This is a genomic window from Streptomyces sp. NBC_01498, from assembly GCF_036327775.1.
Taxonomy (GTDB): Bacteria; Actinomycetota; Actinomycetes; order Streptomycetales; family Streptomycetaceae; genus Streptomyces.
The window spans coordinates 1,189,863-1,204,840 of the sequence record NZ_CP109598.1; the positions used below are offsets into that span (position 1 = coordinate 1,189,863).

15 protein-coding genes are annotated in these 14,978 nt (G+C 68.2%); 1 reads left to right on the forward strand and 14 read right to left on the reverse strand.

Annotated elements, in window-relative coordinates:
* Nucleotides 1–2: 2 nt before the first annotated feature.
* The 9 genes from OG875_RS04680 to OG875_RS04720 form a co-directional block, all read right to left on the reverse strand.
* Entirely contained in the window at nt 3–668 is a 666-nt protein-coding gene (locus tag OG875_RS04680; RefSeq protein WP_330172941.1) for a hypothetical protein, read from the reverse strand.
* Nucleotides 665–1,702, reverse strand: a complete 1,038-nt coding sequence (locus tag OG875_RS04685) for a DUF5047 domain-containing protein (protein ID WP_330172942.1) — start codon at nt 1,700–1,702, stop codon at nt 665–667. Before OG875_RS04685 ends, OG875_RS04680 begins: the two co-directional genes overlap by 4 nt.
* A gap of 56 nt (nt 1,703–1,758) precedes the next feature.
* Entirely contained in the window at nt 1,759–4,008 is a 2,250-nt protein-coding gene (locus OG875_RS04690; RefSeq protein ID WP_330172943.1) for a hypothetical protein, read from the reverse strand.
* Entirely contained in the window at nt 4,008–8,804 is a 4,797-nt protein-coding gene (locus OG875_RS04695) for a hypothetical protein (protein WP_330172944.1), read from the reverse strand. Before OG875_RS04695 ends, OG875_RS04690 begins: the two co-directional genes overlap by 1 nt.
* A gap of 21 nt (nt 8,805–8,825) precedes the next feature.
* Entirely contained in the window at nt 8,826–9,236 is a 411-nt protein-coding gene (locus OG875_RS04700; RefSeq protein ID WP_330172945.1) for a hypothetical protein, read from the reverse strand.
* Nucleotides 9,237–9,244: 8 nt separating this feature from the next.
* Nucleotides 9,245–9,679 carry a hypothetical protein gene (locus OG875_RS04705; RefSeq protein WP_330172946.1) on the reverse strand — a complete coding sequence of 145 codons (435 nt, stop codon included), beginning with the start codon at nt 9,677–9,679 and terminating at the stop codon, nt 9,245–9,247.
* A gap of 91 nt (nt 9,680–9,770) precedes the next feature.
* The gene (locus tag OG875_RS04710; protein ID WP_330172947.1) at nt 9,771–10,373 is read right to left on the reverse strand and encodes a phage tail tube protein; all 603 of its coding nucleotides are present in this window, start codon (nt 10,371–10,373) and stop codon (nt 9,771–9,773) included.
* A gap of 51 nt (nt 10,374–10,424) precedes the next feature.
* The gene (locus OG875_RS04715; RefSeq protein ID WP_443079064.1) at nt 10,425–10,829 is read right to left on the reverse strand and encodes a hypothetical protein; all 405 of its coding nucleotides are present in this window, start codon (nt 10,827–10,829) and stop codon (nt 10,425–10,427) included.
* Nucleotides 10,829–11,158 carry an HK97 gp10 family phage protein gene (locus OG875_RS04720; RefSeq protein WP_330172949.1) on the reverse strand — a complete coding sequence of 110 codons (330 nt, stop codon included), beginning with the start codon at nt 11,156–11,158 and terminating at the stop codon, nt 10,829–10,831. The genes OG875_RS04715 and OG875_RS04720 overlap by 1 nt, the downstream gene beginning before the upstream one ends.
* Nucleotides 11,159–11,185: 27 nt before the next feature.
* Between OG875_RS04720 and OG875_RS04725 the strand changes: the two genes are divergently transcribed.
* Nucleotides 11,186–11,506, forward strand: a complete 321-nt coding sequence (locus OG875_RS04725; RefSeq protein ID WP_330172950.1) for a DUF4429 domain-containing protein — start codon at nt 11,186–11,188, stop codon at nt 11,504–11,506.
* Here OG875_RS04725 and OG875_RS04730 read toward each other — a convergent pair.
* The 5 genes from OG875_RS04730 to OG875_RS04750 form a co-directional block, all read right to left on the reverse strand.
* A complete protein-coding gene (locus OG875_RS04730) occupies nt 11,503–11,739 on the reverse strand; it encodes a hypothetical protein (protein WP_330172951.1) in 237 nt (78 codons plus the stop codon). The two genes, OG875_RS04725 and OG875_RS04730, sit on opposite strands and share 4 nt — an antisense overlap.
* 125 nt (nt 11,740–11,864) lie before the next feature.
* Nucleotides 11,865–12,269 carry a hypothetical protein gene (locus OG875_RS04735; RefSeq protein ID WP_330172952.1) on the reverse strand — a complete coding sequence of 135 codons (405 nt, stop codon included), beginning with the start codon at nt 12,267–12,269 and terminating at the stop codon, nt 11,865–11,867.
* A gap of 11 nt (nt 12,270–12,280) precedes the next feature.
* Complete coding sequence (locus OG875_RS04740) at nt 12,281–13,240, reverse strand: glycosyltransferase family 4 protein (RefSeq protein ID WP_330172953.1); 960 nt, start codon at nt 13,238–13,240, stop codon at nt 12,281–12,283.
* A 71-nt stretch (nt 13,241–13,311) separates the two neighbouring features.
* Nucleotides 13,312–14,268, reverse strand: a complete 957-nt coding sequence (locus OG875_RS04745) for a phage major capsid protein (RefSeq protein ID WP_330172954.1) — start codon at nt 14,266–14,268, stop codon at nt 13,312–13,314.
* Nucleotides 14,269–14,287: 19 nt separating this feature from the next.
* Nucleotides 14,288–14,935: a hypothetical protein gene (locus tag OG875_RS04750; RefSeq protein ID WP_330172955.1), complete on the reverse strand. Its 648-nt coding sequence runs from the start codon at nt 14,933–14,935 to the stop codon at nt 14,288–14,290.
* Nucleotides 14,936–14,978 lie beyond the last annotated feature (43 nt).

Consider the following 14,978-nt stretch of genomic DNA (forward strand, 5'->3'; position numbering starts at 1 on the left):
TTCTAGGCGATCTGGTAGGTGAGGCTCATGCGGAGGATGTGGCCGTTCGCCAGCGTGGCCGGCGTGGTGGGCGACATGTTCGTGGCGTTCGCAGGCGTCGCTGCCGTGGGGAAGGTGGCGGTGAAAGTGCTCGCGCCGGCTGTCGCGTAGGTCTGCCCGATGTACGTCGACCCGGCCGTGAGGCGCGCTGCGCCGGTGTACTCCACGACGTCGGCGGCCGACGGATACGGGAGGCTGAAGCTGTAGTTGCCGGATCCGAAAGTGGTGGTCGAGCCCGGTGCGATACGCACTGCGACGGTTGCCGACTTGCCGTTCAGGGAGACCCTGGCCGTGCGGGTGCCGTTGCCGATGACGGGGTTCGTGGTGGCCGCTGTCCACGCGCACGTGTACGCGGCCCACGGGACATCCGTCGAGGTCGCCAGCCGGCCGTGCGCCACCCAGTTGCCAGACCCGGAGCGGGCGATGACGATCGTGTCGCCGATGATCGGGTTCCGGTACGACTCCAACTGCCGGACCACGATCCCGTCGTCCGTGGCGACAGTGCCCCCTGCGGTGACTGCGGCGACGATCGCCGTACGCCAGTCGCCGCCGCGGGCCGAGGGCGTTCCCTCTACGGCGCGGACAGTGCGCCGCTTCAGTGCGGCAGCAAGGTCGGCGGAGCTCGTCATGAGTCCTCCTTGGCGCCGATGGTCGTGATCGGGAAGTCCCCGGCGACCTCCAGCGGCACGGTGAAGCTCTGCACCTGGTGCAGCTCTTTCGACCCGTCCGGGTGGATGACTCGCAGCACATCGCCCGGCTCCAAGGCAGGGTTGGGCAGCGAGCTGAAGTCCCCCTTGGCGTTCGGCGCGCGGGCGGCTCGGAGCTTCAGCTCGGCGGCAAGTCGGCAAGCTCCGCTGCTGGTCAGGGTGCTTGAGGAGTAGAAGGTGGGCCGGTGCCCGAACGGCCCGGCCCAGTAGGTGGGGCTGCCGGGGTCGTCGTCGGTGGCAAGCCAGCGCGACGCCGCGACGCCGTCCGCGACGTTCTCGCCACGGGCCAGCACCCCGTTGAAGACTCCGGCGGACGACATGCCGCGGGTGCCCTTGAGGTACACGCCGCCCTCGCCAGCGCCTACGGTCCACACCGGTTCGGTGGTCAGCGGATCAGGCAAGGTCGCGATCACGAACACGCCGTCGGCGTTTGTGTAGCACTCGGCTCCGGCCGCCGCAGCGATCTCCTGTGCGGCGGTCCATGGGTCGGCTTCTACGTCCCAGGTGCGAGACCCTATGGCGGCGTCCGCCACGGCGAGCAGGATCTCCGCGTCCGGGATGGACCTGCGCACCAGGGCGCCGATGGCCGACCCGACCGTGCCGGACGCCGTGTACGGCTCGGTGAACCGGTCGTCCGAGACGACGCATTCCAGCGACTTGCCCGCGAGGGTCGCCGGCCCGAAGACCGGGTCGCCGTCGCCCTCGTCGAGCCGGAACACGCCGAGCGGGACGAGTTCCTGCGTGCCGTCTCCATAGTCCACGCCGCGGCTGACACGCAGCTTGGCGCCGTAGACGCTGATCTTGTCGGCCTCGGTGCGCGGGATCAGGCTCACGTCGGCCATGATGACGGTGCACGTGCGGCGCACCGCCTGCCCGCGGTCCACGGTCACACTGCCGCCGGTGTGCGGCAGCAGCTCGACACCACCGTCCGGGCGGAAGAGAACCACCTCGGTCACGACACGGTGCGGCTCCGCAAGTCGCGGCAGGAAGCGGCCCGAGACGGGATACACGATCACCCTCCGATCCGGCGGTCCAAAAATACGTCTTCCCAGGTGGTGTAGGTATCGAGGACTTCCTGCCATGTCGCGAACTCCGACAAGATGTCCTGCCAGGTGCGGCCCGCGCTGCCGCTGACGCCCGTGGTGACGGGCATGTCCGCCTCGGTCAGGGGAAGTGTCCAGTCCCGCCACACCTCGGTCGCGGGGCCGCCAATGCGACCTTCGGTGATGGCGCCGACGGTGACGTACATGTCGGAGACGCCCATGCTAGGGACGGCCTGCCACAGGAGCGTGTTGCCCGAGTCGAGGAGCCAGTGGAGCGTGCGCCGTTCTTCGTCGCTGCGCGTCCAGATATTGAGATCGCCTTCGAGTCCGCCGCGGGTCCCCGAGAGGACGACGGCGTTCCGGCGGCCGGCGATCCGGTGAACGCCCTGTTCGATGGGCCGCGACCAGTTCGGGGCGCCCCCGGACTGCACCATGACCTTGGTGTTCCGCTGCGGGTTGCCGGGATCCTTCAGCCACGCGATGTTGATGTCGTCGTGTGGGATCGTCGCCGTCGCATCAAGCTGCCGGAACTCGCGACCGAGGTCCACCGGATCGATGATCTCGACCACATATCGGACCGGCGTGAGGAGCGGCGCCTCGTAGTCCTCGATGACCATCTGGTCGGACGAGATCGTGACCGTGCCGTCAAGAAGACCGCCCGGCCCGCGCACCAGCGTGCGTGCGCCGTCTGAGGTGACCCGCTGCACTTTGATCAAGTGGTCCAGCGGCAGTTCCCGCAGCGTCACTGTCACCGAGGCGGTGGTGTCCTGCGCGACGACCGTCATCAGCGGGAGCGCCTGCCACAGGGCCACAGCGTCCAGACGGATCACGGAGTTAACCGCTCCAGCCGTAAGCGTCAGCTCGACAGCCGCCTGTGCCGCCCCCACCGGGGCTGTCTGGTCGCGCGACAACCGCCACCATCCGGGCGCGGGGGCAGCGCTTGCGCTGGAGCCAGTGAGGCCGAGGTCGGTGTTGGTAGCGTCGTACCACCTGATGCCGCGGGTGATAGTCCATGATCCGGCGGTTACTTGCTCGGAATACGCCACCCGGAAGTCCCGCCCGCTGCTACCTGTCGGCAGCGGAAACTTCGCGCTGCGGATGGTGCTGGCGGTCGCGGTGGCGGAGGTGACGGTGAGCGCGTAGGAGCCGTCCGTCGAGTAGGCGCCCCAGGGGGTGGAGCGGGCGACCGTCGCCACACCGGCGGTCTTGGTCCACCCGGCGATGCCCTGCTCGAACGAGGCGTCGGCGTAGCGCAGCACGCTGCCGGCCTGAATCTCCTGTGCGGCGGTGACGACGACCTGGTCAATGCGCAGCACCTGGGCGGCTGTGGCGCCGTCCATGCCCACCGTGACACCGCAGGCAACCGACCCCGCCGGCGCCACGGCGGACACCTTCTGTCGCTGGTACCCGGTGCTCGCAGGCGCCAGCTCACCGCGCGTGGCCGCCAGCTGCGCGTTCGTGCCGTCGTAGAACCGCAGCTCAATCCACGTATCCGCTCCAGTCGTTGGCGGACCGAGGTAGCAGTAGGCCGTGTATTCGATGCCCTGGGTGACGACGGGGCGCTCTACCGTGCGGGCCGCCATGTCTCCGTTCGCGACGGCTGTAACGGTAAGGATCGCGCCGCCGGAGTAGTACCAGCCCACCGGCCACTGGACTGCCGGTGCCGCCCGGCCGATGGTGGCGTTAAGTTCGGACGTCCACCCGGAGGCGTCGATCTCGAACGACTCGGTTCCGAAAGGAAGAAGGTTCCCAACGGAGCGAATCGGGAGCCCCAAGTAGACGTTCTCGAAATAGCTGCTGACTGCCCCAGCTACCGGGGATGACGAGACCACTACCTGCGCGCGGACAGCACCGGTAGGCGCGGGGCCTGCGACGCCGATCCGGTGCCAGGTCGCTGACGCTGACGCAGTAGTGAGCGACCACGTGATGCTCAGCTCCGTGCTGCTCGCACTCAGCCAACGGATCCCGATCCGCTCTGGGACCGTGGCCCCGGACGCGTCCGCGAACGTCTGGTAGGTGACGCCGGGTGTGACGGTGTAGGAGGACACGGTGCGGGCCCGCATCTCCCCGGACACCGCGCTTTTCACGGCCAGGACCCCGTCACCATTCCGTCCGCCGGTGCCCTTCGACAAAGTGCAGTTCAGAAGCGGAGTCCACCCACTCGTGTTCGGGTCGACGGACTCCGTCACCGCGCTGAGGAAGTTGCCGGGGATCGCCACTACATCCCCCCTCCAGCATCCAGGACCTGCACAAGTTCACCGTTCGCCCGCCTGACCTCGGTCCGGGCAATGTGCGACAACTCCTCGGCGCCGACGAACACCTTCACCGACAGGTCGCCCACCCCCGGATCGAACGCCTTCGAGGTGAGTGCCGCAGCCTGCTGCGACGTGAACACAGGTTCGGGCCGGCCGGTGCCGTTGAAGACCGTGGACAGCCCGGTGGGCAGGTAGCCGCCCTCGTCGTACTTGCCGGGCATGAAGCCGTACCGGTGGGTCCACATCCGGTCCTTGGCGCCGCGCGCCCTCTTGCCGATGACGACGCCGTCGCCGCCGCGCGACTCGACGTTCGTGCCGCCCAAGGTTCCCGCCGTGTGGCCGACGCCCGCGTTGGTGATGCCGATCGTGAACGGCGACTTGCCGTTCAACGCCCATCCGGGAGGCGCCGTCTTCCCGGAGAACGCCCCGGTGGCCCACCTGCGGTGGGGCTTCTGGCCCCGGATCTTCGACTCGATGGCGCTGACCAGCCCGGAGCAGTCCCACGACGGGTTGCCGTTGCCGCCCCATTGGTACGGGAGCCCGTTCTGGGTCTTGGCCCACTTGAGGGCGGACTGAATCTTGGGACCGCCGACACCTGCCGCGCCCTTGTCGTCGGCCTTTTCGGAGTACCCGAACAGGGCGTCCAGGATCTTGTCGGGGACCTTTCGGATCATCTTCCCGAAGCCGGTGTCGGCGCCCGGGAAGTTCTTCAGCAGCGGGTTGACGACGTTCTTCACACCCGCCCGTGCCGACGCCTCCAGGCTGTCCTTCAGCCAGGAAGCCCCGTCCTTGATCTTGTCCCAGGCGGCGGATCCGACGCCCTTGAGGCCCTTTCCGACCCAGCCGAAGATGCCGCCGTCGGCGAACTTCTGATGGGTCGGGTTGCCTCCCAGCTCGGGGGCCAGGGCCTTCTTGATGCCGACCGACCCGCGAGAGGAGGCGATCTTGTTCATGGTGGCGATGAAGCCGGGGCCCACCGCGCGGGTGAACTCCGGGCGCATGATGGCCTCGCCGCCGGACAGGTCGAGCTGGCCGCCTGTCGGCGAGACGAAGCGGTGGACGTCCTTGCCGGGCGTGTAGCCGGGCATGATGCCGCCCTTGGCGAAGGTGAACTTGGGCAGTGACGGGGCGCCGAAGGCGCTTGCCACCTTGTTCCAAACCCCGCGGATGCCCTTGTTGTAGACGGTGTCGACGATGAATTGGACGGGTGTCCGCGCGATCCCCTTGACCTTGTCCCAGGCCAGCTTGATGGCGTCACGGGCCGAGCCGAAGGCCTTGCCGACCAGACCAACGGCGGTCTTCAGTTTGTCGAACACGGGCTTGATGCCGTTGTTCCACACCCCGGAGATGACACTCTTGATCCCGTTGAACGCCGGTTTGATCGCCGAGTTCCACAGGATCTTCGCGCCGTCACCGACAAGACGCAGGCCGGACTTCATCGCGTCGAACACTGGCTTGAGGATGGTGTTCCACAGCCACTTCCCGAGCCAGGCGATCCCGTTGAACGCGGGCTTGAGGACGTTCTTCCAGACTGCGGTCGCGGCGGAGCCGACCGCCCGGACGCCGATCATGATCCCGTTGAATGCGGGCTTGATCGCGTTGTTCCAGAGCCACATGGCCAGCCACGCAATGCCCTCGAACGTGGGCTTCAGAACGAGCTGCCACAGCCACGTGAACAGGGCGCCCATGATCTTCAGGGCGAGCATCACCGGGAGAATGAAGATGGTGACGATGGCCGTGGCGAGGATGCGGGCGGCCGTGCCGATGAAGCCGAACACGGGGCTCAGGACGGTTGTCCACAGCCAGGACGCCGCAGCCCCCACCGCCCGGAAGGCCGTAACGAACGCGTTGAAGATCGGCTTCAGTACCGAGTTCCACACGAACAGGGCCGCGACCTTGATGCCGTTCCAGACGGCCATCACGACATCGCGGAACCAGCCGAAGTTCTTCCACGCGTAGATCACGGCGGCGACGAGTGCCACGATCCCGATGATGATCAGAGTGATCGGGTTGGCCGACATCGCCAAGTTGAGGGCGATCACGGCAAGCGCCCACAGCTTCGTGACGATCCACACCGAGTACAGCAACTGGATCAGCCACGGCAGATCACGGGCAATGTCACCAATTGCCGAAGCGGCCGCCCCCAAAGCCTGAAGAACGGGTCCCGACAGCGGTGAAGCCGCACGCGAAATCTCGTAGACCGCGTTCACGATGTCGCGGAGCGCACCCGACAGCACCGGGCCCATGCGGGCCGAGTAGTCGAGGAACTTCTCGAACTGCGGAGACCCCTTGAGGCCCGTACCCCAGTCGGCAAACCTCCCCGTCAAGGTCTGCATGCGGTTCGAGATGGAGTCCATGTGCGGCAAGAAGGCGTCGACGATGCCGCCCATGCCCCTGAAGATCCGGCCGAACGAAGCGCCCACGCCGACGATCGCCGGCTCAACCGCGCCGGCCAACTCGTCCCGAAACTGTTTCCACCACGGCGACTTGAACCCCTGCGAGACCTGGTCCTGCAAGGTCTCGATGCCGCGGGCCGCTGCCAGCACGAACGGCGTCAAGCCCGGCAGGCTGTTCTTCAGCCCCTCCAGGGCCCGCGTGAAGATGGGCATCGCCGCAGGCTGGAGCGACTTCGACCACGCCCCGAACGCCGACCGGAGCGACACGAACGCATTGAACGTCTCCCGCGCCGACGGAGTGAGCTTCGCCAGCGCGGCCTGATACTTGGCCTGCGCCACGGCAGCCTGATCCACACCCCCGGCCGCCGAAAGCGACGCGGAGGCGATCTGACGCTGGGCACCGGCCACGGCGTCCGCTGCGGCCTGCTGGGCGTTCGCGACGTTCGCCGTCGCCTCGCCCACCCGCTCCTGCGCCTGGGCAACCTGGCGGGCCGTCTCGATCTGCGTGCGGGCCGCCTCCGCCTGTGCGTCACGCACCCCTCGCGCGCTGTCCGCGACCTGCGTCTGAGCCTGAACCAGGCGGTCTTGCGCGGAGCGGACTGTGTCCGACCCTTCGACACCGGCCTTGTTGGCGTCCGCCGTCTCCGCCTTGAGGCGCTTCGTCTCGGTCGTCTGTTCCTTGAGGCGCTGCACCGCCTGGTCGTAAGCCAGCTGGGCACGGGCCAGGTCGATGCCGGAAGTGTCCTCGGAGCGGGCCCGGTTGAGTGCGGCCTGCGCCTCCCGGACGCCGAGCACGGCGTCACGCTGCGACAACTGGGCACCGGCGAGGCGCGTGTTGAGGTCCTCAAGCTCCATTGCGGCGTCGCGGCGGGCTTGAGTGAGGTCCTTCTGAGCGCGCTTGGCGTCCTGCTGGGAGCGCGCCAGGGCGCGCTCGGCATCTTCGATCGCCCGTGCGGCCTGCGCGTTGCGCTGAGCCGCCTGCACAATCGCACCAGCCGCAGCCAGCTTCGCCTGCCGGACCTGCTGCTGGGCCTGCGCGATCTGCCGGGCCCCGTTGCGTTCCGCCGTCGCCAGAGCAGCCTGCGCGCCAGCCATTTGCAGCGCCCTCGACGCGCCCTGGGAGTTGGCCTGCTCGCCTTGAGTGGTGGCGGCGGTGGCGGCGTCCTGGGCAGCCTTCTGGGCCTGCAGAGCGCCGGCTATGCCGACGAACGCGGGGATCGCGACGGCAGCCAGGGCCCCGATGCCGGCGCCGGCTGCGACACCCGCTGCGGCGATCGAGCCGATGCCCGCAGCCAGAATCGGGATCGCGGGGATGACCGCGAGACCGGCGAAGGCAGCGGTCAGGTGCAGGATCGCCCCGAGTGCCCCTGACGTGTCGACGTTGACCCGAGCCATCTGACCGTCCAGACGACTAACGAGCCCCTGCACCACAGCCAGTTGGGCGGCGGCTGCGCCTGCGTCGACGCGCACGGCCACGTCGGCATCCGACGCGGAGAGCCGCTCCAAGCGGACTGTCAGCTCGTTGATGCGGGCCAGGGCGGTGGCGGCATCAACATCGATGCCGATGCGCTGGTCCTTGAACGCGGTCAACTGGGAGCGCAGTTGCGCGATCTCCACCTGGGCCGGAGTGGTGTCCGCGCCGATGTTGATGTTCGGCAGCGACGCTTCGGCCTGCTCCACGGCGGCCCGCAGGCGCTGCCCCAGGGTGCCGTCCGTTTCCAGGCGAATGTGGCCGGGGTTGGCGGAGATCCGGTCGATCTCCTCGCGGACCGCCGCCAGTTCCGTGCGCGCCCTGGCCGTGTCGGCCCGCACCGTCACATTCGGGTGAGCAGCTCCGAGACGGCGGAGCTGCTCCTCAATGTCGGTGAGCTCAGCGCGGGCGGCTTCCGCGTCGATGTCGACACCGATCCGCTTTCCTGCCAGGGTCTCCATTCGCACCCGGAGGGCCTGCAGATCCGAGTCCGCCTCGGAGGTGTCCGCACCGACCGTGATGTCGGGCAGGGTGCGGAACGCGGCCTCGATTCGTGCACGGGCGGCCCGCGCGAACGCGCCGCCGACGTCGGCCCCTTGCCGGGTTGCGGCTGGGCGGGCTGCGGCTCCGCCCTGCGTGATGCCGCTCCTCAGGGCGCCCCGGATCTCCGCAGTGATACGGGCAGCGATCTGCGAGCCGATCTGCTGGCCGATGCGCAGGCCCACGTCACCGACTTGGCGTTGCATCGCCGGTCCGAACGACCTGCCAGCGGCGCTGCCCGCGTCCTCACCTGCTCGTGTGGCGGCAGGAACCAGGGCACTGCGGAGCTGCTGGTAGATGCCTCTCGTGTTCGGGATGACGTCGACTTCGACGGACCCGACGGTGATTGCCACGGGAGTCTCCTCCCGTGCGCGTCAGGCCGCGCCGTCGCCGTTGATCATGTTGAACAGGAAGTTGGCATGCGCCTCGGTCAGCGCCTCGCGCGGCTTCGCCCCGCCGACGCCCGGCCGCCGCATCGGCTGGGGACGCTTGGGCTTCTTGCCCTTGCCGTCACCACTGGCGATCACGGTGATGTACTGAAGGTCTCTGAGCGCGTCGACGGCCGTGGCCATCAGTTGCTCAAGCTGAGACCAGCGGCCCTTCTCGGGTTCGCCCTTCTGGGACTGCTCCTCGTACTCCTCCGGCGACATGGCATTCCGCAGTGCGGTCATCGTCGCCGACTCCGAAGGCAGCCGCTCGATCAGCACCCGCAGCCGCCGCGAGGTCATCTCCCCGCGATAGAAGGCGTCAAGCTGGTCGGAGTCGCGCGGGTAGTAGAAGGCCAAGTCGCCCTCTACCGCCTCCGAGTGCGTCGCGACGACGTGGCGGGTCCACGAGATTTCCCCAGGCTCTCACCACCGCGTCGGGCGGCCTCCGCCACGAACGCTTCGAACTCGTCGTTCGTCGGGTCGATCTCGAAGTACAGGTCGAGGTCGTCCGGGTGGACAACCTGCTCTGCGAAGAACGTGAACTGCGCGTTGGACAGGGCCGTCTGCCACGACTGCCTCCACGCCCCTGGCGGAACGATGCGGATCTCCTCGTCGGCGAGCATCGCCGTCACGAAGTGGCCCTCAGCCTCGATCTGCTGCGCCTCCGCAGCGTCAACCTCGTCCTCATCTTCGTAGTCGACCGATTGTGGTTCGCGCACCGCAGAGGCGAGTTCGCGCGGGGTGCGGACCGGTTGGGTGGTTGCCTTGCGGGGGGTGGTCTTGCGGCTTGTCCCGGCCATCGGCGCGGGCCTCCTCAATCACGGCGCGGGCAAGGGGGTTGAAGGATGGGCGGGCCAGGCCCGCGCCACGGATGCGGCCCGCCCATCCAGCTCAGGACAGCGGGTCAGCAGGTGTGACCGGCAGCTTGTCGCAGTGGTAGACGGTGTTCCCCACCTCGTCCGGGTACGTGGTGATCGTCCACTCGAAACCGGAGATCTCGTCCTGCTTGTACGTGACGTCACTTCGTTCCGAAATCTCGCCCTGGGGGACGTAGAAGCCGCGCATGTTGTCGCCGTCGATGACGAGGAACCAGAACGCGCGGCGGTCTGGGACCGGGGACGCAGTCTCGGCGAACTTGGTGAGACCTTCGCCGTCCGGCTCCAGGTCCGCCTCGTCCAGCCGGTAGTGCAGCGACATGACCGCCAGGCGCGACGTCTCCCACATCGTGGCGGAGAACGTGCGGACCGACCGGGTGATCTGCGTGCGGAACGGCGAGGTCAGGCCCCACGGGGTGAACGCCTGCGACTCCTCGTCCCAGCCGTTGACCAGGCCGTCGTCCGAGATGGCGCCAAGCGCCGCCCACGGATCGGTGGGGTGCGTCAGCGGCGAGTCCAGGGCTGGCGTCCCGACAGGGGCCACCCAGGCCCCGCCGTTCGCTCCGACCATCGTGAGATCGGCAGCGCGGGTGATGTTGACCATGATTTCTCCAGACATGGAAGTGCCCGCGCACGGGCGGGAAAAGGGGCGCGGCGCGGGCCCGACCGGTCAGGAAACCGGGTGAGAGGCGATCTCGTAGGTGGCTCCGACGCGGCGGAGCCCCGTGTTCTCGTAGGGGCGAACGGCAGGTGGCGGGGAGGATCGGATCCGCCCATACACGGCGCGGCTCGTCTTCGATCCCCGCAGCTCCGTAAGGAGCCAGCCGCGGACCGACTTCGCGAGGCCGATGGCCTCGCTGCGGGTCGCTGCGTAAACGTCGATGTCGACCATTGCCCAGTCCACCCGGAAGCCGTCGTCGCCACCGCCGGGGATGCGCTGCACCTGGATGGTCGGCAGCTCGGCGAGGAGGTTGTTGTCGACCTCGTCGCGAACCACGATCGAGGGGCCGGTCTTCGCTTGAATCCACTCGATCAGGTCGAGTTCGATGTCCACGGATCCGACATCGGCCGCCATCAGCCACCGCCCGCTTGGGCGGCCCGCAGCAGGATGTGGTGGGCCTGCGTCTTCTCCGTGCCCCACTCCACATGCGCGGCATGCGGGGCGGTGTTCGTGACTGTGGCGGTCGCCCGGTCCTTACGGCGACCACCACGGGCCGTCGTTGTGACCTTGAAGGATGCCTTGTACAGGCCGGGGTGCGGGTCCGGTGGACTTCCCACGGGGGCGATCAGAACAGCTAGGTCTTCGATCTTCTCCGCTCGGTTCAGCATGTCCGCCTGGATCATGCGGGACCGAAGGAGCTGCCCGACACCCTTCTTGGACATCTTGAACTTCGCGGGCATCATGACCACCTCTACTCAACTGGGGGCGGCATGGACGTCAAAGGCGTCATGGGGAACATCAGCTTCGACGGTGAATGGATCACCATCAGAAAGAAGGAAGTCGGCCAGCAGGCCCGCGAATACCGCATCCGGGCCGCCGACGTCACCGGCACCCGGTTCAAGCCTGCCAGCTGGGCCTTCCACGGGTACTTGCAGTTCGTCCTCCCCGGCAGCGCACCCGCGCCAGAGTCAAAAGGGCTCCTCGACGGCGGCCGGCCCTCGTACTCCGACCCGCACTCCCTGTCCATCCGCCGCAGCGCCAACGACGCGGCGGCGAAACTCGTGGCCGCCGTCGAACAGACCCGCGGCTAGCCGGTCACCCGGTCCGCTGCGAACTGCACCGGGCCATGCAGCCCCGTGAACGGGTTGCGGCCCCAGTCACCGGGAAAGCCGGTGATCTCGCAGATCTCGCCCCGGATGCGCACCTGGTCCGTCGTCAGGAAGTCGGAGCCGGCAGGGGCGTACACCGTGTAGCCGACGATCACCGTGTCCCTGGCCTGCTGCTGGTCACCGCCCACGGTCGGCGTCTCAGCGCGAGGCGCCACCACACACCCAGGGAACGGCTCCTCCAGCAGGGGGCCGGGAATCGGCTGGCCCCGCGGGTCCCTGCCGGGCGAGGGCCCGCGGCGCAGCCGTACCACCGTCTCCCCATACGGGTACGGGGCGGGCATCAAGTCCACCCCGGCTCGAAGTCGTCGAAGAACTCGCCGTCAAGCGGCCACGTAGGCGACGGATCCGCCGTGTCCGGTGTCGGGTCCATGGTGAACGCGCCACCGCGGCCAGCCAGCGACTTGAGCGCAGCCTTGTCGGCCTTCGTCAAGTACAGGCCGCCAGAGCCCTGAGGGCGCTGCACCGACATGGGGCCAATCGTCTCGTAGGACACCTGCTGCGGGTTCACATACGCGCGGCCCGCAACCGACAGCACCACCGCGGTCGCCTCATCCGGAAGCGGCTTCACCACCGACAGCGCCAGGGCCACGGCCTGCTGGATCAGCAGATCGGCCCGATCACCCTCGATCTCACCCAGCCCCAGGTAGAGGCCGAGCTGCTCGGCTGTAGGGGCAACGAACGCCACGGGTAAGCCTCCTATCGGGCCACGCCCTCGATCGCAGTGCACCACGCGGCAAGCTCGGCGGCAGGGTTTAGCTCAGCAGAACGGGCCTTCGCCCGCTTGCTGGCCAGCTGGCACTCAGGGGCGGTGAGGAGCTTCCGGAGAACCGCCTCGTAGCCGTCTAGGTCCTCGCGGTCCACGAAGACCCCGGCCTCACCAAGAGACTCCGTAAGGCCCGGCGTCGGGTGAGCGACCACGGGAATGCCGCTTGCCAACGCCTCGACACCGACCCGGCCCCATGATTCGTAGGAGCTGGGCATGAGCAGCACCTTCGTGCGGGCGTACACCTGCTCCCGCATGTCCTGGCCGTCCACATGCTCAACGATCTCCACGTTCGGCAAGTCCGGGAGGACCTGCACCCCGTAGGCGCCGCGCACCGCAAGGAACTGCTGGTCCGGCATTCGTTTCGCCAAGGCCGCGAGGACCTTACCGCCCTTCTCCGGGTTGCAGTTGACCAACGTGATGGCCTTACCGGGCTTCGTCGCGTACTCGTCGGCGAACACCGGCGGGCGCACGATCAGCTCGGCTGCGGGCCTGACCGACTTCGGATACTCGGCAAGGAACAGCTCCGCCTCGCGGGCCATCCACTGGCTGTTGTAGACCGCCAAAGCGGTCCCGCCAGCAGCCGCATCCCTGAAGCTGGCCCGGTGCGTGTTGTGACACACCACCACCAGCGGCACCCCGTACCCGCGAGCCAAAGAGGCCGTCGGCGGCACGCACTCCAGGTGCGATACCAGCACATTGGCCTTGCGGACAGCGGTCGGGAAGTCCAGGCGGGACTCCAGCGGGATGACCTTGATGCCCCGATACTCGTACTCCTTGTGAGCCTTTCCGTACCGGGACAGCCACACGGACACGTCATGACCGCGCTCCACCAGCGGGCGGAGCATGCTGACGAGCATGTGCTCCGCCCCGGCGTTGTGCTCCGGTGGCATGGCGTGAACCCTGGCCACAATCCGGAGAGGCTTGGCCGTCCCGCCCGGCGCGGAAACCGGGACGGCCCTGCTCATGACCCGCTCGGGGTGCCGGTGTACTTCACGAACGCGTCCTGGTCGCCCATGACGAAGCCGTAGTACGCCTCCGCCAGGAGGAGCACCAGGTTCTCCTGGAACGCGGAGTGGACGCCGCCCTCCTCGTCCACGTAGGTGGCCTGGTCGGAGATCCGCACGGTGATGTCCATGCCCACGCCATAAGCGGCCTGGGACCAGTCGCCGCCGATCGCCCGCAGACCCGTGTCCACCGACGCCGACTGGCGCCGCTGCTTGCCCGACACGCTGCGCGAGTACGCCAGCGGCTCACCGATCAGGGTGCCCGCCGCCGCCATGTTCGTGCCCGGCGTCTGCGTGTCGACCAGGATCGGCCGGCCCGTAGTGTCCGTCGCCAGCAGCAGGCTGGGCTTCAGGCGGTGGTCGGCGACCGTGCCGGTGTAGTCCCAGTCGTCGTCCACGACCTCGGCCATGCCGTTGACGAAGTCCGCCCAGATGCCGCCATCCGCCTGCGTGGCGGTGCCCAGGGCGACCGAGTTCGACGTTGCCGCCAGGTACTCGGTGAACGGGCCGGTGGCGCCCTTCATCGTCTTGCCGTGGATCGCGGCGTGGTCGAAGGCCCGCGCGAATGCCGTCGGCAGATCCTTCTGAAGCTGCGACCACAGGCCGCCGGCGTTGGTCTTCGCGACCTCCATGGCGACCGGGATCAGCACCGCGACCTTCTTGGCCTGCATCTGCTTGACGTCGACGCCACCGGTCGACAGGGGCTTGCGCGCCGCCTGCCCGACCCAGTCGGCGGTCGGAACATCCATCGGGATCGGCACAGATGTGGTCGCATCCAGGGCCAGCGGCGCCGGGCGCGCCAGTTGCATGACGGCGCTGGCCTCCACCGACTTTTCGAAGATCGGAGCGGTGATGGTCCGCGGCAGAAGTGCGCCGTTGACATCGGAAAGCTTCAGGGGGGCGGTAGCCACCATGATGGTCTTCTCTCTGCAGCTACTTGAGCTGCGAACTCAGCCAGCCGGAGAATTCGTCCTCCGGTTTGAGGGGCCTGGTTTTGTTTGCGCCGGACGCCTGTGTGCGATCCGGTGCGGGACGCCGCGGGCCCTCCGGGGGCTGGGTCTTCGCCCAGTGCGGCTTGCGCTCCAACAGCGCCTGAAGGTCGACCTCGATGGCCGCCTCGTCGATGTCGCCATCACCGTCGATGTACGAGTCGAGATCGAGCTCGCCGAACGCGTCCACCGGATCAGCGAACGCCGGCCGATCACCCGATGCGACGCCCGCAAGGGCCTGCACCTGGCTCCGAATCAGCCGCTGCCGGGTCTTCGCGATCTGCGACTTGGCCACTTCGAGCTGGTCGTTGAGGCGCTCGGACTCCGACTTGTCGGCGTCCTTGATGCGCTGCAACTCGGCCGCGGCGGGCTCCAGCTCCTTGAGGCGCTTACGGAGGTTCTGGGCCTCCGAGTTCGCCTTCCGGATCTTCGCCTCGGCCTGCTTCCGGTCGAACGGCTTCTCCTCGGTGGCCGCCTCCTGGGCGTCGTCCGTGGACTCGGGGCCGTCCTCCTCGGTGGCCGTCTCCTCGACGGTCTCCTCAGCACCGGTCTCGGCCTGCTGCTGCTCGGTGCTCTCGGTCTCTTCAGGCATGACGAATCGGCCCTCCAGGGGCTGTGGAAATGAGAAAGGCCAC